This is a genomic window from Arthrobacter sp. Marseille-P9274, from assembly GCF_946892675.1.
Lineage (GTDB): Bacteria > Actinomycetota > Actinomycetes > Actinomycetales > Micrococcaceae > Crystallibacter.
Window position 1 is genome coordinate 1,200,047 of record NZ_CAMPOV010000001.1, and the last position, 20,444, is coordinate 1,220,490.

Here is a 20,444-nt window from a genome sequence, read left to right on the forward strand (position 1 = left end):
ATCGATGCATGACTTCCTCGAGCTACTTCCGTTACCCGCACCTGCATGCCGGCCTTGTCACGTTCATCGCCGAAGATGATGTCTGGGTCGCGCCGGTCGACGGAGGACGGGCCTGGCGGGTCTCGTCTTTGCAGCTGCCGGCGAGGAATCCCCGGTTCTCCCCGGACGGCTCGCAGATCGCCTGGAGCGTGGTGCAGGGGAGCGCCCCGGAAGCAGTCGCGGCATCGACCGACGGCGGCGACTTCCGCCAGCTGACGTACTGGGGCCACCCCACGACCCGGATGAAGGGCTTCACCGCAGCCGGCGAGGCGATCGTGACCAGCGCCTTCCAGCGCGAAGAGTCGCGCCACACCTGGGCTCACGCCGTGCCGCTCGACGGCGCCGTTCCCCGCTTGCTGAACTTCGGGCCGCTCGACACGATTGCGTTCGGCCCGTCGGTCGGCGACGAGCGGCCGGTGGTGGTCGGCAGCGTCCTGTCACGGGAACCGGCGTGGTGGAAGCGGTACCGCGGCGGAACGGCCGGCAAGCTCTGGATCGACCGGGACGGCTCGGGGCAGTTCGCCCGGCTGGTTCCGCAGCTGAACGGCAACCTGACGGATCCGATGTGGATCGGCGGCCGGGTGGCTTTCCTCAGCGACCATGAAGGATACGGCAACCTGTACTCGGTGCTGCCCGACGGCAGCGGCCTCCGCCGCCACACGGACCACGAGGACTTCTACGTCCGGCACGCTGCCACCGACGGACAGCGTGTGGTGTTCGAATCCGCGGGCGAACTGTGGCTGGCCGAGGATCTGGACGCGGAGCCCCGCAAGCTCGAACTGACACTGGGGTCCGCTTCCACGGGCCGCCGCCGCCGTCCGCTCAACGTCGAACGCCACCTCGCCGCGGCCGTCCCCAACCGGGACGGTTCTGCCTCCGTGGTGGAGACCCACGGCACCGTCCATTGGCTGACCCACCGGGACGGGCCATCACGGGTCGTCGAGGCGGCTCCCGGGGTGCGTGCCCGCTTGGCCCGCCCGCTCGGCGACGACGCCGTCATCTACGTGGCGGACCACGGGGGAGCGGAGGCACTCTACGTGCGCCGCGTCTTCGACGACCTGCCGCTGCAGGACGCCGAGCCACAGGTCGGCGGTGCAGTCCCCGCGTCCGAGGAGGCCAACCCCCTGCCCCAGCCGGTATCGGCTTCGGCGGTGCTGGGCGGCACCTCGGTCGCCCTGGCTCCGGCGCCGGCCGTAGCAGCCGGATCCGCCGGTCCCCAGTCAGGCCGGTCCTGGTTGGCGGGTGAAGGAGCCGCCGCCTCCATTCCGGCCCGCAGCGGCGGCGACGGGCCGGTGGCGCCGTCCGGCACCCGGATCGATTTCCCCGAGCGCACGCGTGTCAGCCAGCTGTGTGCCAGCCCGGACGGCAAGCTTGCGGCCGTGGCAACCGAGTACGGCCAGCTGCTGCTGCTGGACGCGGAGTCCAAGGAGCTGCGGGAACTCGCCTCCACGGCGCACGGTGCGATCAACGACGTCGTCTTTTCCCCGGACTCGAACTGGGTCCTCTGGAGCGAACCGGTCACCGCCGAGGGGACCCGCACCAGGCTGCGGATCGGCGCGGCGCGCGGCGGCGACGCCGTCCACGACATCACCGACGGCCGGTTCCGGGACCACTCGCCCGCGTTTACCCCGGACGGGAAGTTCGCCGCGTTCCTCTCGGAGCGCAGCTTCGACCCGGTCTACGACACCCACAGCTTCGACCTGAGCTTTCCGCAGTCGACCAAACCGTTCCTCGTGGCCCTGGACTCGACCACGCCCTCGCCCTTTGGCCCGGCGGTCCACGGCACGGTGCCCGAGGCCGAGCCGCGCAACGATGCCGAGGGTGAGGCCGAGGCACAGCCCGCCCGCACCGCCGTCGACCCCGTCCAGCTGGCCGGGCGGATCATTCCCATCCCCGTCGCCCAGGGCCGGTACAGCGACTTGAGCGCCGTGGACGGCGCGCTGCTCTGGCTGGCCAGCGACCTGTCCGGAGTAACCGGCGAGGGCCGCGCCTCCGCGGAGGCACCGGCGGAACCGCACCGGCTCGAACGCTTCGACATCTCCCGGCGCGAGGTGACCGTGCTGGTGCCTGCGCTCGATTCCTACTTGGTCTCCGGCGACCGCAAGCGCCTGGTCTATGTGAACCAGAAGAAGGTCCGGAGCGTTCCGGTGGCTGCCAAGGTGGAGGAAGACTCGCCGGAGAACGTCCGGGTGGACCTGAGCCGGATCCGTGTCCAGCTGGAACCGCTGAAGGTCTGGGGGCAGGCCTTCGACGAGGCCTGGCGGCTGCAGCGCGACTTCTTCTGGGCCGAGGACATGGCCGGCCTGGACTGGGAGCAGGTCTACCGCCGGTACCGGCCGCTCGTCGACAGGCTGGGATCGCACGACGACCTCGTGGATCTGCTGTGGGAACTGCACGGCGAACTCGGCACCTCCCACGCCTACGTCACGCCGGCGCCGGCTGCCGAGGCTGGCGCCGGAAAGCAGGGCCTGCTGGGAGCCGACCTGGCCAGCACACCGGCCGGCTGGGCGGTGCAGCGCATCCTGGCGGGGGAGTCCTCTGATCCGCTGGCCCGGTCCCCGCTGGCCGCCCCCGGGGCGGGCGTGAAGCCGGGGGATATCGTCGCTGCCGTCGACGGCGTCCCGGTGGACCGCCGCACGGGGCCGGCCCCGCTGCTGTCCGGGGCGGCCGGCAAGACCGTCGAGCTGACCATCGTCCATGGCCCCGACAGTGCGGAGCCGGGCAGGCAGCGCCGCATCGCCGTCGTGCCGATCAGTGACGAGGAAAGGCTGCGGTACCAGAACTGGGTCGCCGGCAACCGGCGGATCGTCCAGGAGGCGTCCGAGGGCCGCTTCGGGTACCTGCACATTCCGGACATGGTCGCCCGCGGCTGGTCACAGCTGCACCGTGACCTGGATGTGGAGACGGCCCGGGACGCGCTGATCATCGATGTCCGCAGCAACCGCGGCGGCCATACCTCGCAGCTGGTGGCGGAGCTGATCGGGCGCAAGGTTACCGCCTGGAACCTCGCGCGCGGGGAACAGCCCGGTACGTATCCGGCCCACGCGCCACGCGGTCCCGTCGTCATGCTGACCGATGAGTACGCCGGTTCGGACGGCGACATCATCACGCAGGTGGCCAAACTCCGCGGCATCGGGCCGGTCGTCGGCACACGGACCTGGGGAGGCGTCGTCGGCATCGACGGCCGCTTCTCGCTGGTGGACGGCACCGGGGTCACCCAGCCCCGCTACGCCTTCTGGTTCACCCAGGGCGTCGGCTGGAGCGTGGAGAATTACGGAGTCGAACCAGACATCGAGGTGCCCTTCCCTCCGCATGCCTATGCCGCCGGCGAGGACCCGCAGCTGGAGCACGGCGTAGGCATCCTCAAGGAGATGCTCCAGGAACTGCCGACCGACCGGCCCCCGGCGCTGGCGGGCTACCCCGCCCTGCGGACCGCGCCGCTGCCGCCCCGTCCCCAGGGCAACTGAGCGTAGCCGCCGCGCCGCAAGCACGCGGCAACACGAGAGGGCCCGGCGCAATCCATGAAGTGCTCCCCGGAAGTTGGACTGAGAAATTCAGTTCCGACATCCGGGGAGCACTTTTATGTATGCACGTAGTTCGTTGTCGGTTGTGCAGCGGGAGGCCGCTGTAGCGTGGTTCGAGAAGGGCATCGCAGATACGGCGACCGCAACCATACTGGGCGTGGCCCGCTGGCCGGTTAGGCACCTTTATCGGCGGTGGAGGATCCATGGTCGAGGAGCGCTCGTGGGCAAACCGACAAAAAAGGCGTACTCGTTCGAGTTTAAGCTCGCCTTGGTAGAGAAGTTCCTGGCCGGTGAGAGCGCTTCGGACCTCGCGGCTGAGGCGGACCTGTCCTCACCTCGTCTGCTCGAGACATGGGTACGGGTATATCACCGCCAGGGCGCGGACGCCCTGCGTCCGAAGCCTAAAGGCAGACCGAGGAAGCCCGGCGCTCCACCGCCGGCGGAGCCATCTGAACTGGAGCGGCTGCGCCGGGAGAATGAACGGCTGCGGGCGGAAGTGGCCTACCTGGGAAAATTGCGGGCCTTGAGGGCACCAAAACAACGGTGAAGGTTCAGGCCATCATCGCCCTCAAGGCCGACTTTTCGCTGCCGGTTCTGCTGCAGGTCGCCGGCTTGGCCCGTTCGACGTTCTTCTACCACCAGGCCCGACTCAGGGCTCCCGACCCGAAGGAAGCAGTCAAGAGCGCTGCCACGACCATCTTCACAAAGAACCATGGCAGATACGGGCACCGCCGCATCCACACTGAACTGACCCGGCAAGGGTGGACGATCGCGAAGAAGACCGTGCTGAAGCTCATGCGTTCCCTGCAGCTCGTCTGCAAGGTCCGGCAAAGGAAACGCTACAACTCCTACCAAGGCGAACAGGGCAAAACTGCCCCCAATCTGCTGAACCGGGACTTCGATGCCGATGCCCCGAACCAGAAGTGGGTAACGGATGTGACCGAGTTCAGAGTCGACGGTCGAAAACTCTACCTCTCACCCGTCATGGACCTTTTCGACCGGCAGATCCTCTCCTACACCGTCGGCCTGTCCCCGAACCTGGCGCTCACCAACACCTCACTGCGTATGGCGCTGGCAACGCTCGAGTATGGGCAGAAACCGATCGTGCACTCAGACCAGGGATTCCAATACCAGCACGCCTCATGGCGGAGACTCCTGCAGGGCGCCAACGCCATCCAATCGATGTCCCGCAAGGGCAACTGCTACGACAACGCAGTGATGGAAAACTTCTTCGGACACCTCAAGGAAGAGCTCTTCCACCATGTCCGATTCCTCAGCACCGGCGCACTCACATCAGCCATCCACGAATACATCCGCTGGTACAACACCGAAAGGATCTCCACAAAGCTTGAGGGCCTGAGCCCGGTGCAATACCGTGCTCAGGCCCTCAAGGTTTAGGCTCTTAATTACCCAGTCCAGCTTCAGGGGACCAGTTCATCCAATGCGCCGGGCCCTCGGTCCGTCTAACGGCGGAACCGTCAGGAATTCAGCGTCGCGTCGAGCGTGATGCTCGGGACCGAGGCCAGGGCCTTGGAGACGGGGCAGCCTTCCTTGGCGGCCTGGGCGCTCTTCTGGAAGTCGGCGTCGCTGATGCCGGGGACGGTCGCCTTGACGATCAGGCGGATCTCGCTGATCTGCGGCCCGTTCGAGGTGTCGAAATCCACCTCGGCGGCGGTCTCGATGCTCTCCGGTGCGTGGCCGGCCTCCTTGAGGATGTTGCTGAAGGCCATGGAGAAGCAGGCCGAGTGGGCAGCGGCGATCATCTCCTCCGGGCTGGTCTTGTCCTTGGCGTCCTCGGCGCGGGCCTTCCAGGTGACGTCGTAGGTGCCCAGGCCGGAAGTATCGAGGGAAGTCTGGCCGGAGCCGGAGAAGAGGTCGCCCTTCCAGACGGTGTGGGCCGAACGTGTTGTAGCCATGTGCACTCCTTGCGTAGGAATCGTCCTGTTGTGCTTCTTCCTTCAGGCGCCGCCGCGGCGGCGCCTTCTTCCTCATCCTAGGGGCGCGGCTGGGGCAAGGCCACCGGGGCCCGAACATGAAGACGGCCGGCCTCCCGGAGGGGAAGCCGGCCGTCTTGGGACCAGGGGCTACTGCCAGAGCGTGGCTACGGCGATGTTGATCAGGGCCATGCCGCCGACGGCGTGGGCCAGCCCGGTGGAGACCGGCTCGCCCTTCTTCTGCTTGCGGTAGCCGATCAGGGCCGCCACGAAGACGACCAGGGCGATGATCAGCTTGACCGCGACCTTGATGTTGTTGACCTCGGCGAGGTCGCCCATTTCGATCACGCCGACGAGCAGCAGGCCGGTCAGCAGCTGGACCCAGGCGCCGTGGAACTGCCAGGGGCTGACTCCGGGCCTGCGGAAGTTGGCGAACCAGACGCCGACGATGGCCGCGGCCCCGACGACGTGGACGAAAAGCAAGAGATACCGAAGGAATTCCATACTGTCGATCCTATCGACAGGGGAACCGCTGTCCCGCTCCCGAACCCGGCGGAGCGGGTAACTTTTCTACAACGCGTAGTACCGTCGGGGGAGAGGCGCGGAAACAAAGCAAAGAGCGACGTCGGGTGCACCCTTGCGAAAAGGAGTGCACCCGACGTCGCTAATGGCCTGCGGCCGGCGGTCTAGAGCCCGAGGTCCGCCTCGAACGCGCCGCCTTCGAGGCGTGCCTTCATGGTCTGCAGGAACCGTCCCGCGTCCGCGCCGTCGACCAGGCGGTGGTCGTAGGTCAGGGCGAGGTAGACCATGGAGCGGATGGCAACCGCGTCTTCGCCATCAGGTCCCGTGACGACCACGGGGCGCTTGACGATGGCGCCGACGCCGAGGATGCCCACCTGCGGCTGGTTGATGATCGGGGTGTCGAAGAGGGCTCCGACGCTGCCCAGGTTGGTGATGCTGAACGTGCCGCCGGACAGCTCGTCCGGACCGATCTTGTTGGTCCGGGTGCGGTCTGCCACGTCCGCGATCTTGCCCGCCAGTCCGGCCATGTTCAGGCTGCCCGCGTCACTGATGACGGGGACGAGCAGGCCCTTCTCCGTATCGACGGCGATCGCCAGGTGCTCGGCGTTGTGGTAGGTGATTTCCTGCTTCTCTTCGTCGTAGGACGCGTTGAGCTTCGGGTGCTGCTTCAGCGCCTCGGCCACGGCCTTGGCGAAGAAGGGCAGGAAGGTCAGCTTCACACCGTTCTGCTGCTGGAAGGAATTCTTCGCAGCGGCACGGAGTTTGGCGATCTTGGTGACATCGACCTCGATGACCTGGGTCAGCTGGGTGGAGGTGTCCAGCGACTCGCGCATGCGGCGGGCGATGACCTGGCGGATGCGCGGAGCCTTCTCCACGGTGCCGCGCTTGGCGGAATCCGCAGGCGCGGCCGGGGCGGCTGCCGCTGCGGGGGCGCTGGCTGCCGGGGCCGAGGAGGCCTTGGCGGCTTCGGCGGCGGAGAGCACGTCCTGCTTGCGGATGCGGCCACCCACGCCGGTGCCGGTCACGATGGACAGGTCGACGCTGTGCTGGTTGGCGAGCTTGCGCACCAGCGGGGTCACGTAGCCGGCCTCGGTGGCCGGGGCCGCTTCGGCTGCCGGAGCGGGCTGGGCCGGTGCGGCGGGGGCTGGAGCCTCCTGCTTCGGCGCCTCTTCCTTGACCGGTGCCGGTGCCTGGGCGGCCGGCTCCTCTACAGGTGCCGGGCGGTCGCCGGACGGGGCGGCGGCAGTCGGCTCGGCCTTGGCCGGTGCGGCTTCAGCCGGCGCTGCGGCTCCGGAGCCGATGATGGCGAGCACGGAGCCGACCTCGGCCGTCTCATCTTCGCCGACGCGGATCTCCTGCAGGGTTCCGGCCACCGGGGAGGGAATCTCGGTGTCGACCTTGTCAGTGGAAACCTCGAGCAGCGGCTCGTCGACCTCGACCGAGTCGCCGACCTGCTTCAGCCAGCGGGTGACAGTGCCCTCGGTGACGCTCTCGCCCAGCGCGGGCAGTTTGACCTCGGTGCCTTCGCCGGTGCCGGCGGCGGCGGGCTTGGACTCGGGAGCCGGCGCCGCTGCTTCTTCCTGGGCGGGCTGTTCGGCCGGAGCCTCCTGCGGGGCTTCTTCCTTGGCGGGCGCCTCGGGGGCGGCCTCGGCCGAGCCGGAACCCGAACCGTCGCCGATGCGCACCAGCGCAGCTCCGACGTCGGCCGTCTCGTCTTCGGCGACCAGGATCTCCTCGACCACGCCGGCAACCGGGGAAGGAATTTCGGTGTCGACCTTGTCGGTGGAAACTTCGAGCAGGGGTTCGTCTACTTCGACCCGGTCGCCGACCTGCTTCAGCCAGCGAGTGACGGTGCCTTCGGTGACGCTTTCACCGAGTGCGGGCAAGTTAACGGTTTCAGACATGTCGTCCCCGTTCTCCTAATTCTTTGTGTCTAAGGCCCAGGCCGCGCAAAGGGGCCGGGAAGTCCTGTGATTGAGCTTAGTCCACCCGGCCCGTGCGGGCGGGTGGACTAAGCAAAGGCGTGTTCTTAGCCGTGCAGCGGACGGCCGGCCAGGGCCATGGCCGCTTCGCCGAGCGATTCGTTCTGCGTCGGGTGGGCGTGGATCAGGGCCGCCACGTCCTCCGGGTAGGCCTCCCAGCTGACGATCAGCTGCGCCTCGCCGATCTGCTCGCCGATGCGGCCGCCGATCATGTGCATGCCGACGATGGGGCCGTCTTTCTGGCGGACCATCTTGATGATGCCGCTGGTGCCCAGGATGGAGCTCTTGCCGTTGCCGGCGAGGTTGTACTCGGCGGTCTCGACGTTCTCCTTGCCGAACTTCTCCTCGGCCTGCGGCTGATTGAGGCCGACGGAGGCGATTTCCGGCTCGCAGAAGGTCACCTTCGGGATCTTGATGTCCTCGACGACGGCCGGGTTGTTGCCCGCGATTTCCTCGGCAACGAAGATGCCCTGCTGGAAGCCGCGGTGGGCCAGCTGCACGCCGGGAACGATGTCGCCGACGGCGTAGATGTTGCCGACGCCGGTGTGGCAGCGCTCGTCGGTGATGACAAAGCCCCGGTCAACGGTGATGCCGTTGTCCTCGAAGCCGAGGCCGGAGGTGGCGGCCCCGCGTCCCACGGCGACCAGCAGCAGGTCCGCGTCGAACGTCTTGCCGTCCGCCAGCGTGACGACGACGCCGTTCTCGGTCTGCTCGGCCTTCTCGAAGAAGACACCGGTGTTGAACTTGATGCCGCGCTTCTTGAACGCCCGCTCGAGGTTCTTGATGATCGCCGGATCCTCGTTCGGGACCAGCGAGGGCAGGCCCTCGACGATGGTCACGTCGACGCCGAAGGACTTCCAGACGGAGGCGAACTCCACGCCGATCACGCCGCCGCCGAGGATGACAGCCTTCTCGGGCAGCTCGGTCAGGTCGAGGGCCTCCTCGGAGGTGATGACCTTCCCGCCGATTTCCAGGCCCGGCAGGGTCTTGGAGTACGAGCCGGTAGCCAGGATGATGTTCTTGCCGGTGTAGGTCGTTCCGTTGACCTCGATGGTGTCCTTGCCGGTCAGCTTGCCTTCACCCTCGATGACCGTGATGCCGCGCATCTTGATGAGTCCGCTCAGGCCCTTGAACTTGCCGGCGACGATGCCGTCCTTGTAGGCCTTGACCGCGCTCATGTCGATCGAATCCAGCGTGACGTTGACGCCGTACTTGGAAGACGTCCGGGCGTGGTCGGCCAGCTCGGCCGAGTGCAGCATGGCCTTGGTGGGGATGCAGCCCCAGTGCAGGCAGGTGCCTCCCAGCTTGCCCTTTTCGACCAGGCCGACGGTGAATCCCAGCTGCACGGCACGCAGCGCCGCGGCGTATCCGCCGCTACCGCCGCCGAGGATCAGGATGTCGAACTCTTGCGCAGTTGCCGAATCGGCCACGTGTACGCTCCCTCGATATTTTTGGACGTGCCGCTGCACGCCTGCTGTTTGATTGGGTGAAGTGATCTTCGATGTTTTGACTCTCACCTTAGCCCCACCCATATTCCATCATCTACTTGATGAAGGTCCGGCGGGGCCCGTTTGTGCCGGGATTCACCCGGTGCTGTGACAGCCGAAACGAGCTTGTGCTGCCCGGCGCTCAGCCGGCCCGGGCGACGACGTCCTCGGCGTAGGCGACGAGCGTGCGGACGGCCACGCCGGTGCCCTCCTTGGGCGTGTAGCCGTAGGGTGCCCCTTCGTTGAAAGCCGGTCCGGCGATGTCCAGGTGCGCCCACGGGATTTTCCGCCCGTTGCTTTCGCCGACGAACTCGCGCAGGAAGATGGCCGCCGTGAGCATGCCGCCGAACTTCTCGCCCATGTTCGCCAGGTCCGCCACCTGCGAATCCAGGCTCGGGCGCAGTTCCTCGGGCAGCGGCATGGGCCAGAACAGTTCGCCCGCCCGGTCGGCCGCCGCCTTGACCGCGTCGCGCACGCCGTCGTCGCCCATCACCGCGGACACCCGGCTGCCCAGCGCCACCATCTGCGCGCCGGTGAGCGTGGCGACGTCGATCAGGGCATCCGGTTCCTCGGCACTGGCCGCGGCCAGTCCGTCCGCCATGACGAGCCGCCCCTCGGCGTCGGTGTTGAGCACCTCGACGGTCTTGCCGCCGAAGATGGTCATAACGTCCGAGGGCCGCTGTGCGTGGCCGGACGGCATGTTCTCGGCGAGGCACAGCCAGGCGGTCACCTTGAGCGGCAGGCCCAGTTCGGCGATCGCCAGGAGGGCATTAAGGACGACGGCGGCGCCCGCCATATCGCACTTCATCGTCGTCATGCCGGTGGCTGGCTTGAGCGAGAGTCCGCCGGAGTCGAAGGTGATGCCCTTGCCTACGAGGGCCAGCTTCACCTTGGCCCGCGCCGGAGCGTACTCGACCTTGACCAGCCGCGGCGGCCGGGACGAGCCCTTGCCAACGCCGACCAGCCCGCCGTAGCCGTCGTTGGCAAGCTTCTCCTCGTCGAGCACCGTGAGCTTGACCGGCAGGTTTTTCGACAGGTCCTGGGCGGCCGCGGCGAACGTCTCGGGGTACAGGTGGCTCGGCGGCCGGTTCACCAGGGTCCGGGTGGCGTTGACCGCCCGGCCGAGAATGGCGGCGCGCTCGAGGGCTGCCGGCAGCGACTTCTCCCCGGCGGCCGGCGTCACCACGGTGACGGCGGCGACGACGTCCCCGGCATCCTTCGCGGAGCGGTGTTCGGTGTAGGCGTAGGCCCCGAGGGCCGCGCCTTCGGCCACGGCGGCCGCCGCGCGAACGGACGCCGCGGGCAGGGCGAGGGCGACGTGGCCCACTCCGCGCAGCTGGCGGACGGCGGAACCGGCGGCCCGGCGAAGCTTCTCCTCTGTCGGGTCGGCGGCGGCGGAAATTTGGCCGATGCCGACCAGGACGATGACTTCCGCGTGGAACTCGTCGATCCCCGGCAGGCGGCGCACCTCGTCGGCGGCGCCGGTGATGCCGAGGACGCCCAGCGACCGGGACAGTGCCTGCAAGGCCTTCCCGCCGAGCGAGCCGTCCACCAGCTCAGGGCCGTCCGGCCCCTGGCCGACCGCGACTACCAGGGCGTCGCACCGGACCTTGCGGGGATCCTTCGCGGCATTGATCTTGAGCTCGGTGGTCTTGATCACTAAGGGCTGTCCTCACTGTTCGTCTCGGAAGATCCAACGGGGCACCGGGACGGTGCGGTCGCCGTCGTCGTTGCCGCTAAATTGCGCCGGGTACGCCGGGCAAGGCCCCGCGCGCAGGCCACCGGCTACAAATCAGATCGTAGCTGCTTGGCTGCGGGGCACGGGACAGGCGTGCGGAATTATTTGCCGCGATGCTGCGCTGGTACAAAGGGTAGTTGGCTTGTCCCGTCCTTGAGGGGAGGGGCCGGCAGGCAGCAGGCGGCATGGATCCGCGCTGACAAGGAGGAAAAGTTGCTGGACGCACAGTCGTTGTTCTCGGTGAACGCGGAGCTGATCGAATCCGACGAAATGCGGGGGCTCGATCTGCTGATGGGCTTCACCGGCTCGGCCGAGGCAGGACATGTGGTCGCGCAGCTGGGGACGGAGCTGCTCGAGCAGCTGGACGGCGAGCTCATCGCCTCCTTCGATACCGACCAGCTGATCGACTACCGGGGCCAGCGACCCGTCGTCTCCTTTGTCGGGGACCATTTCACCGATTACGAGCGGCCCAAGATTGAGCTGTACCGGCTGCTCGACGGCATGGGAAAGCCGTTCCTGTTCCTCACCGGCGCGGAACCCGACCTGCAGTGGGAGCGGTTCTGCCGTGCCGTCATTCTCCTGGCCCGGCAGCTGGAGGTCGGGCTGGTGACCTGGGTCCAGGCCCTGCCCATGCCCGTCCCGCACACGCGGCCGATCGGCGTCACCGTCCACGGCAATCAGCCGGAGCTGATCGACGGCATCACCGCGTGGAAACCGACGGCCCACGTGCAGGCCAGCATCGGAGCGCTGCTCGAGATCCGCCTGATCGAAGCCGGCCTCCGGGTGGCAGGCTATTCCGTGCACGTGCCCCACTATCTTGCCGAAGCCGAATATCCGCAGGCCGCCGTGGCGGCCATGGAGTACCTCGGTGCGGCGTCATCCCTGGTGCTGCCGACCGACCGGTTGCGGGCCGCCGGCCTGGACGTCGGCGCCCAGATCGCCAAGCAGGTCAGCGATTCGGCGGAGGTCCAGCAGGTCGTGACCAAGCTGGAGAAGCGCTATGACGAGTACGCCGGACGGGAGACCAGGCGCTCCCTGCTCACCAAGGACAATGACGAGCTGCCGGATGCCGACGAGCTCGGCTCAGAGGTGGAGGCCTTCCTCGCGACGCTCCCGGCCAATCCGGAGGCGCCCGGGGCAGGCAGTTCGCCGGGCGGGGGCGGCGCGGCTGATTAGAGTTCCGGGCCCAGGCGTGACGATAATGCTGATGTGGATACGCGGCGGGCATGGTGGGTGTGGGGGATCGGGGTCTTCGCCTACCTGGCCGCGATCACCCAACGGACGTCCTTCGGCGTAGCCGGGCTCCATGCCACCGAGCGCTTCGACGCGACGGCGGCCGCACTCTCGGCATTCACCGTCGTCCAGCTGCTGGTCTACGCCGGGCTCCAGATTCCCGTCGGGCTGATGGTCGACAAGTTCGGTTCGCGCTTCATGATCACCGGCGGGGCCGCCCTGATGTGTGCCGGACAGGTGCAGCTGGCGTTCGCATCCTCGATTCCCGAGGGCCTGCTGGGCCGCCTGCTGGTGGGGGCCGGCGATGCGATGACGTTCGTCTCGGTGCTTCGGCTGCTGCCGGCCTGGTTCAGCGGCAAGCGCATCCCGCTGCTGACGCAGCTGACCGGCCAGTTCGGCCAACTGGGCCAGCTGATCAGCACGATTCCGTTCATCGCCCTGCTCAACCTTCAGGGCTGGACCACGTCTTTCCTCTCTGTGGCCGCCCTGGCGGTGCTGGCCTGCGTGCTCGCGGTCACCGTGATCCGCGACTTCCCGGGCGGCACCGAGCGGGAGCTGCCGCCGACACTGCGGCAGACGCGGCTTTCGCTGGCGGAGGCCTGGCAAGAGCCGGGTACGCGGCTGGGCCTGTGGTCGCACTTCACCGTCCAGTTCGCCGGCAACGTCTTCGTCCTGACCTGGGGCTATCCGTTCCTGGTCTCCGCCCAAGGGCAGCCGCCGGCCGTGGCCTCGGCGTTGATGTCCCTCTTTGTCGTCGTGGCCCTCGTCTCCGGCCCGATGATCGGGCGCCTGGTGGCGCGCCATCCGCTGCGCCGTTCAACGATGGTGCTGCTGATCGTCGGCGCAACCGCCGTAGCCTGGCTGGCCGTGCTGGCCTATCCCGTACCTGCACCCTTGTGGCTGCTCGTGGCGCTTGTCCTGGTGCTGGCCGTCGGAGGCCCCGGATCCATGATCGCCTTCGACTTTGCGCGCACCTTCAACCCGATCCGCCGGGCCGGTACCGCGACCGGCATCGTCAACGTCGGGGGCTTCGTCTCCGCCCTGCTCGTGATGTTCGGCATCGGCCTGACGCTCGATGCGCTGTATTCGAGCGGATTCTCCGGCGCCAATCTCTACGCCCTCGACTCCTTCCGCATCGCGCTCAGCCTCCAGTTCCTGTTCCTAGCCGGCGGCAGCCTGGCGATGCTCGCCGTGCGCCGGCGGGTCCGCGACCGGCTGGCCGAGCAGGGTACGGTGGTGCTGCCGCTGCGGACAGCCCTGGCTCGCGAACGTGAGCTGGGCCGGCAGCGCCGCCGGAACCGGGACGTGGGACCCGGCGCCGGCAAGCAGTCCTGAGTACTGCTCCTCCACAGCCGTCGCGCGGACGCCCCGCTTCCACAATGGCTTGGCCGGTGCTGTCGGCCGCGCCGCCCCGCGGCCAGAGTGGTCCGCATGAAGAACAGAATCAACATCAGGGCCTCCCGTGCCGAAGACGTTCTGGGATATGTGCCGCACCAGCTCACGTTCCACCCGCGCGAGAGCCTGGTGCTGCTGTCGATGAGGGGCTCCAGCCTCGGGGCCACCCTCCGGCTGGATCTGCCGGAGGCGGGCGACGACGTCCGGCTCGCCGCCTTCGCCGAAACCGCGGTGTCCTATCTGCGTGCGGATGGGGACGCGGACGGTTCACTGGTGGTGCTCTACACGGATTCTCCGGAGGGGGCAGACCCGACGAATCCGACATCGTTCGCGTACTGGCCGCTCGCGGTGTTCCTGGAGGACCTGCTCGGAGCCGCCGGCACGCCGGTGCGCGGCGCCTGGGTGGTCGGTCCGGACTCGTTCCGCTGCGTCCAATGCCGGACGTCGCCATGCTGTCCGCCGCAGGGACATCCCAAGGAGCGGATCACAGAGAGCCATGTGAACCTTGAGCTGATGCTGCTCGGCAGCAGCGTCGCCGCGACTGCCGGAGAGGCGGCCGTCCTGGTCCGCTCGGGTAGCCTTCCGGACGCCGCGCCCGCGATCCGTTCCCGGGCGCGGGACCTCGCAGCAGGCTTCGACGGCCAGTGGGAAGCCGGCGGCGTATTCATGCGGCTGCTGGGAAGCTGGGACGAGGCGATCAGTAGCGGCGACGCCGAACCCGGGGTACTGGCCGTGCTCCTCGCCAGCCTCGAGTCGCACCACGTGCGGGACGCCGTCCTGGTCCTGGCCTGCCTCGATCCGGCGGCCGCCTATTACGGTGCGGCCGCCCACGGACGGGTGGATCCTCTGCGGCCGGTTCCCCCCGAGCTGGCGGCAGCGCTGCCGTTCGAAGGGTACCTTCCCGGCCGCAGCGGTCCGGAACCCGGGGCCGACCTCTTCACGGACATCCTCCTGGGCAGCTACGAGCCGCCGGTCGACCGGGAGCGAATTGCACGGGCATCGGAACTGCTGGCCCTGCTGCACCGGATGGCGGAAGGAGCCGCCAAACCGGCCGCCGGAACGATGCTCGCGTGGCTGGAATGGGCCCAGGGCCGCAGCTCGCTGGCCCACGAACACCTGCGCACCGTGCTTGCGGAGTCGCCCGACTACCGGTTGGCAGGACTCCTGGAAAGCTATTTCGGGCTGGGCACCCTGCCGGCCTGGTTGCGCAGGCCTCCCGGGGCGGCAGGACAGAGCCCGTCGGCGGCGGCCTGACCTCCATGCGCCGGCCCCGGCAGCCGAAGGGACGACCGGCGCAGCGTTCACTTCCCTGGCCAAGTCGTGAGACAATGGGAGCCAAGACCCGGTCGGGTCCGTGTTTCAAATGTATTCGCCGTAACGGGGAATAGGGCTGAGATGGTGAGTGTTTCCGAAGGGAGACCCTGCACCGTGGCCTGCGTTTGGAAATCACCACGGACTTGACAGGGTCATAGTGGTGTTACCCGCAGGTAGCACTGCAGACCGGATATGAAAGGTTCTCTGTGTCACCTGACAAGAAGACTGCTGCAGCGCCCGAAGAGGCAACTGCACCCTCCACGACGCCGTCGGTTGCCAGGGGCGCCAAGGCGAAGACGGCCGCAGACGGTCCGGCCGCACCGAAGCGCCGCGGCCGCAAGCCCGGCACCGCCACCGCCAAGAAGGCAACCGGCACCAAGAAGACCACCAAAGCCGACGAAGACCAGGTGGACTCCGAGGTCGAGGACGAGGACATCGAGGCGGAACCCGACCTGACGGACGAGGCCGAACTCGTCGAGGAGGGCGAAGCCCCGGCGGCCAAGCCCGCCAGCGGATCCGGTTTCGTCTATTCGGACGCCGATGATGACGATGCGCCGGCCCAGCAGGTTGTCAGCGCGGGAGCGACGGCCGACCCGGTCAAGGACTACCTGAAGCAGATCGGCAAGGTCGCCCTGCTGAACGCCGAGCAGGAAGTCGACCTGGCCCTGCGGATCGAGGCCGGCCTGTTCGCCGAGGAGAAGCTGGCCAAGGACGACGGCTCGATGGACACCCGCCTGCGGCGCGACCTGGAGCAGATCGTGCACGACGGCAAGCGCGCCAAGAACCACCTGCTGGAGGCCAACCTCCGCCTGGTGGTCTCGCTGGCCAAGCGCTACACCGGCCGCGGCATGCTCTTCCTGGACCTGATCCAGGAAGGCAACCTGGGCCTGATCCGCGCCGTCGAGAAGTTCGACTACACCAAGGGCTTCAAGTTCTCCACCTACGCCACCTGGTGGATCCGCCAGGCGATCACCCGCGCCATGGCGGACCAGGCCCGCACCATCCGCATCCCCGTGCACATGGTCGAGGTCATCAACAAGCTGGCCCGTGTCCAGCGCCAGATGCTGCAGGACCTGGGCCGCGAACCGGCGCCGGAGGAACTGGCTGTCGAGCTGGACATGACCCCCGAAAAGGTCATCGAGGTGCAGAAGTACGGCCGCGAGCCGATTTCGCTGCACACCCCGCTGGGCGAGGACGGCGACTCGGAATTCGGCGACCTGATCGAGGACTCCGAGGCTGTTGTCCCGGCCGACGCCGTGAGCTTCACGCTGCTGCAGGAGCAGCTGCACTCGGTGCTGGACACCCTGTCCGAGCGCGAAGCCGGCGTGGTCGCCATGCGCTTCGGCCTGACCGACGGCCAGCCGAAGACTTTAGACGAAATCGGCAAGGTCTACGGCGTGACCCGCGAGCGGATCCGCCAGATCGAATCCAAGACCATGTCCAAGCTGCGCCACCCGTCGCGGTCGCAGGTCCTCCGGGACTACCTGGACTAGGGCCGGACAGGCATTAAACGACGGCGCCGGCCTCCTTCGCGAAAGGAGGCCGGCGCCGTCGTTTTTGGTCCGTTGTTATTGACCAGAGGCAACCGCGGCTGAGCCGGGCTGCTCACACCGTGCTTACTGGGTTTCCTCCGCCATCTCGGCGTTGGTGTTCAGCCGGCCGGTCTCATCCTGCCATTCGGCCGCGATGGGGCGAAGCTGCGGTTCATGCTGACGGGCGTGGTGTCCGCAGAAAAGCAATTCCCCTCCGGAGGACTCCAACACAACACGGACGTAGGCCTGGGCGCCGCAGCGGTCACAGCGGTCCATTGCGGTCAGTTCTCGGGTGGCTACTGCTGTTGTCATGATGACCTCCTTACAAGTGCGTACCTACATACAACCACTTGGCGGCCCGTTTTCTTCGTCTCTACCATCAACTTTCGCTGACCGCGTATCACCGGGGCGTTACCCGGCAGCCGCTGTGACCATCGCCGCCACGCGCCCGGCGGTGCGTTGTGCGGGTCCGGGCCCCGAGGGGGACTAGCCTAGAGGGGGTGCCCGACGGCCGGGCGCCGAGACTGCGGGGCGGCGTGCCTGTCCCGGTTCCACCTGCATGGCCTAGGAGTATTGGTTAAGTGACCCCACCGAGCACCGACTACACCGCGCGGCATCTGTCCGTCCTGGAAGGATTGGAGGCGGTCCGCAAGCGTCCGGGCATGTACATCGGTTCCACGGACTCCCGCGGGCTGATGCACTGCCTCTGGGAGATCATCGATAACTCCGTCGATGAGGCGCTGGCCGGGTTCGGGCAGAACATCACCGTGATCCTGCATGCCGACGGTTCGGTGGAGGTCCATGACGACGGCCGCGGCGTCCCGGTGGACGTGGAGCCGCGGACCGGCCTGACCGGCGTCGAGGTGGTCTTCACCAAACTCCACGCCGGCGGCAAGTTCGGCGGCGGTTCCTACACCGCCTCAGGCGGGCTGCACGGCGTCGGCGCCAGCGTGGTCAACGCGCTGTCCTCGCGGCTGGACGTCCAGGTGGACCGCGGCGGCAAGACCTACCAGATGTCGTTCCGGCGGGGAGAGCCGGGGCACTTCATCGATACCGGGCGGACGCCGAGTCCCGAGGCGAAATTCGAGCCGTTCCTGGAGAGCTCCTCGCTGGACATCGTGGGTAAGGCCAAGCGAGGCGTGACGGGTACGCGCATCCGGTACTGGGCGGACCACCAGATCTTCACCCCGGACGCCAAGTTCTCCTACGAGGAACTGCAGTCCCGGGTGCGGCAGACGTCGTTCCTGGTCCCCGGCCTGCGGGTGACGCTTCGGGACGAGCGCCGGCAGCCGGGAACGCCGGGGGAGAACGGTCCGGTGGAGGAGGTTTTCCAGCACGACGGCGGCATCGCGGAGTTCGTGGAGTACCTCGCCAACGACAGCGGGGTCACCGACGTATGGCGGATCCACGGCGCCGGCTCCTTCAAGGAGACGGTTCCGGTGCTCGACGAGCGTGGCCACAGCAAGATCGCCGAGGTGGAGCGCAAGTGCGAGGTGGACGTGGCCCTGCGCTGGGGCGTCGGCTACGACACGTCGGTGCGAAGCTTCGTGAACATCATCGCTACACCCAAGGGCGGTACGCACCAGGCCGGGTTCGAACAGGCCCTGCTGAAGACCTTCCGCAAGGTGATCGAGGCCAACGCACGCAAGCTGAAGGCCGGCAACGACAAGGTCGAAAAGGACGATGTCTTCGCGGGCCTGACCGCCGTGCTCACCGTCCGGTTGGCCGAGCCGCAGTTCGAGGGCCAGACCAAGGAGGTCCTGGGCACCTCGGCTGTCCGCGCAATCGTCTCCCGCGTGGTGGAGAAGGAGATCACCGCGAAGCTGAACTCCTCGGCGCGGGCCGACAAGGCGCAGTCCGCCCTCCTGCTGGAGAAGGTCGTCAGCGAGATGAAGTCCCGCGTCTCGGCCCGCATGCACAAGGAAACCCAGCGGCGCAAGAACGCGCTGGAGACCTCCACGATGCCGGCCAAGCTCCTGGACTGCCGCACTACCGCGGTGGACCGCTCCGAACTGTTCATCGTCGAGGGCGACAGCGCCCTGGGCACCGCCCGGCTGGCCCGTTCCTCAGACCATCAGGCCCTGCTGCCCATCCGAGGCAAGATTTTGAACGTCCAGAAGGCCTCGATCGGGGACATGCTCAACAATGCCGAATGCGCGGCGCTGATCCAGGTGGTCGGCGCCGGCTCCGGCCGGAGCTTCCAGCTGGAGGCGGCACGCTACGGCAAGGTCATCCTGATGACCGACGCGGACGTCGACGGGGCGCACATCCGCACGCTGCTCCTGACGCTGTTCTTCCGCTACATGCGGCCCCTGGTGGAAGCCGGGCGGGTCTACGCGGCCGTACCGCCGCTGCACCGGGTGGAGATCATCAATCCCGGGGCGAAGTCCAACGAAATCGTCTACACCTACTCGGAGCAGGAGCTGCACCAGCTGCTGGGCGGTCTCGAGGCCTCCGGCCGCAAGTACAAGGAGCCGATCCAGCGCTACAAGGGCCTGGGCGAGATGGACGCCGACCAGCTGGCGGAAACCACCATGGATCCGAGGCACCGGACGCTGCGGCGCGTGGGCATCGAGGACGCCGAGGCGGCCGAGCGGGCCTTCGACCTGCTCATGGGCTCGGACGTGGCTCCGCGCAAGGAGTTCATCATCGCCGGCGCGGCCGTGCTGGACCGGGAACAGATCGACGCCTGACGGCGGTGCCGGACCGGGAACAGGCCGACGACTGCCTGCCGCCGCGGAACGCGTTGGGCGGTGCCTGAGTCGGCGCCCTAGCCGGCGAGCCCGGGGACGATCAGCAGCACTGTCGGCACCGCCAGCAGCAGGGCTGCGCCGGCCACGACGAGCGTCTGGGCCGCGCTGCCCAGAGGCGCCATCGGCGTGAGCAGCCGGCGGATCCGGTGGGCCGAGGTGAGGGCCTGGGCCTCTTCGGGGCTCAGCAGTTCACGCGCCGGAGCCCCGACGGCGCCGCCGCCGGGGCGTTCGCCGCCGGCGACCAGTGCGACCGCGCGGATGAGGGTCTGCCGGTCCGTGGTTTCCAGGGCCGCGTCATCGGCCAGCATCTCGATGAGTTCGTTGACGGCCCGCTGCGCGAGCTGCGAGGTGGGAAGCCAGGGCAGGGCGGCCCGCCAGGCCGCGAAGGCCCACAGCAGGAGATGGTGCCGCTGGTTCAGGTGTGCCCGCTCGTGCTGCAGCACGGATTGCAGTTCCGCCGGAGTCAGCAGTTCCATCAGGCCTTCCGAAAGCACGGTGACGGATCCACTGCCGCCGGGCAGGCAGTAGGCGACCGGGGCGGGATGGTTGATGACCAGCGTCTTGGGGGAGTCCTTGGCCGGCGAGCTCAACAGGTTCAGCAGCATTCGGTGCCGGTGGCGCTGCTTGGCGATCCGGTAGTAGGTCAGCAGCAGCGTGAAGACGAGGTGGACGCCTAGCAGGAGGGCAGCGCTCAGGGCGAAGACGTGGATCAGGTCGAGTCCTGGGGCGGGTTCATAGCTGGCCAGTAGGGCGGTGAGTCCGCGCAGGCCAGCCAGCAGGTTGTCGCCGAGCGGTTCCAGCCCCCAGGTCAGCATCGCGCCGATCATGGAGAGGCCGCCGGCGAGCGCGATCGCCTGCCAGAGGATCAGCGCCGTCTTGGGCGCCCTCGCCGGCCAGCGGGCGCGCGAGAGCATGACCGGCACCGGCCAAGCCAGCATTACGGCCAGGGCGGCCAGCAGGTAGGAGGCCCAGAACACCTCGGTTTATGCGA

At 68.0% G+C, this 20,444-nt stretch carries 15 protein-coding genes; 8 read left to right on the forward strand and 7 right to left on the reverse strand.

Translation table 11 applies throughout. The features are described from left to right. Positions 1–8: 8 nt before the first annotated feature. The 3 genes from OC550_RS05425 to OC550_RS05435 all read left to right on the forward strand — a co-directional run bounded on the left by OC550_RS05425 (position 9) and on the right by OC550_RS05435 (position 4,961). Positions 9–3,506: a S41 family peptidase gene (locus OC550_RS05425; RefSeq protein WP_262104265.1), complete on the forward strand. Its 3,498-nt coding sequence runs from the start codon at positions 9–11 to the stop codon at positions 3,504–3,506. Positions 3,507–3,783: 277 nt separating this feature from the next. Beyond that, a complete protein-coding gene (locus OC550_RS05430) occupies positions 3,784–4,110 on the forward strand; it encodes a helix-turn-helix domain-containing protein (RefSeq protein ID WP_262103508.1) in 327 nt (108 codons plus the stop codon). Then, the gene (locus tag OC550_RS05435; RefSeq protein ID WP_262104266.1) at positions 4,107–4,961 is read left to right on the forward strand and encodes an IS3 family transposase; all 855 of its coding nucleotides are present in this window, start codon (positions 4,107–4,109) and stop codon (positions 4,959–4,961) included. The genes OC550_RS05430 and OC550_RS05435 overlap by 4 nt, the downstream gene beginning before the upstream one ends. Positions 4,962–5,041: 80 nt before the next feature. Here OC550_RS05435 and OC550_RS05440 read toward each other — a convergent pair whose 3' ends face one another. The 5 genes from OC550_RS05440 to OC550_RS05460 form a co-directional block, all read right to left on the reverse strand. After that, positions 5,042–5,479, reverse strand: coding sequence for an OsmC family protein (locus tag OC550_RS05440; RefSeq protein ID WP_262104267.1), 438 nt, complete (start codon positions 5,477–5,479; stop codon positions 5,042–5,044). A 168-nt stretch (positions 5,480–5,647) separates the two neighbouring features. Then, on the reverse strand, positions 5,648–6,001 hold the full coding sequence (locus OC550_RS05445) for a hypothetical protein (protein ID WP_262104268.1): 354 nt from the start codon (positions 5,999–6,001) through the stop codon (positions 5,648–5,650). A 182-nt stretch (positions 6,002–6,183) separates the two neighbouring features. Next, entirely contained in the window at positions 6,184–7,923 is a 1,740-nt protein-coding gene (gene sucB / locus OC550_RS05450) for a 2-oxoglutarate dehydrogenase, E2 component, dihydrolipoamide succinyltransferase (protein ID WP_262104269.1), read from the reverse strand. A gap of 125 nt (positions 7,924–8,048) precedes the next feature. Beyond that, positions 8,049–9,431: a dihydrolipoyl dehydrogenase gene (gene lpdA, locus OC550_RS05455; RefSeq protein ID WP_262104270.1), complete on the reverse strand. Its 1,383-nt coding sequence runs from the start codon at positions 9,429–9,431 to the stop codon at positions 8,049–8,051. A gap of 199 nt (positions 9,432–9,630) precedes the next feature. Further along, the gene (locus OC550_RS05460; protein WP_262104271.1) at positions 9,631–11,148 is read right to left on the reverse strand and encodes a leucyl aminopeptidase; all 1,518 of its coding nucleotides are present in this window, start codon (positions 11,146–11,148) and stop codon (positions 9,631–9,633) included. A gap of 348 nt (positions 11,149–11,496) precedes the next feature. Here OC550_RS05460 and OC550_RS05465 point away from each other — a divergent pair, with 348 nt between their 5' ends. The 4 genes from OC550_RS05465 (at position 11,497) to OC550_RS05480 (ending at position 16,661) form a co-directional block, all read left to right on the forward strand. Continuing rightward, a complete protein-coding gene (locus OC550_RS05465; RefSeq protein WP_262106264.1) occupies positions 11,497–12,402 on the forward strand; it encodes a proteasome assembly chaperone family protein in 906 nt (301 codons plus the stop codon). Between the two features lie 33 nt (positions 12,403–12,435). Then, the gene (locus OC550_RS05470) at positions 12,436–13,794 is read left to right on the forward strand and encodes a nitrate/nitrite transporter (protein WP_262104272.1); all 1,359 of its coding nucleotides are present in this window, start codon (positions 12,436–12,438) and stop codon (positions 13,792–13,794) included. A 96-nt stretch (positions 13,795–13,890) separates the two neighbouring features. Further along, the gene (locus OC550_RS05475; RefSeq protein WP_262104273.1) at positions 13,891–15,108 is read left to right on the forward strand and encodes a DUF4192 domain-containing protein; all 1,218 of its coding nucleotides are present in this window, start codon (positions 13,891–13,893) and stop codon (positions 15,106–15,108) included. A 266-nt stretch (positions 15,109–15,374) separates the two neighbouring features. After that, positions 15,375–16,661, forward strand: a complete 1,287-nt coding sequence (locus tag OC550_RS05480; protein WP_262104274.1) for an RNA polymerase sigma factor — start codon at positions 15,375–15,377, stop codon at positions 16,659–16,661. Between the two features lie 123 nt (positions 16,662–16,784). Here OC550_RS05480 and OC550_RS05485 read toward each other — a convergent pair whose 3' ends face one another. After that, positions 16,785–17,012 (reverse strand): hypothetical protein, encoded by a 228-nt coding sequence (locus tag OC550_RS05485; RefSeq protein ID WP_262104275.1) that lies wholly within the window; start codon positions 17,010–17,012, stop codon positions 16,785–16,787. Between the two features lie 269 nt (positions 17,013–17,281). On the opposite strand from OC550_RS05485, the gene OC550_RS05490 reads away from it, so the two are divergent. After that, positions 17,282–19,393 (forward strand): type IIA DNA topoisomerase subunit B, encoded by a 2,112-nt coding sequence (locus OC550_RS05490; RefSeq protein ID WP_262104276.1) that lies wholly within the window; start codon positions 17,282–17,284, stop codon positions 19,391–19,393. A 77-nt stretch (positions 19,394–19,470) separates the two neighbouring features. On the opposite strand, the gene OC550_RS05495 is transcribed toward OC550_RS05490, so the two are convergent. Next, complete coding sequence (locus OC550_RS05495; RefSeq protein WP_262104277.1) at positions 19,471–20,430, reverse strand: M56 family metallopeptidase; 960 nt, start codon at positions 20,428–20,430, stop codon at positions 19,471–19,473. Between the last annotated feature and the right edge of the window lie 14 nt (positions 20,431–20,444).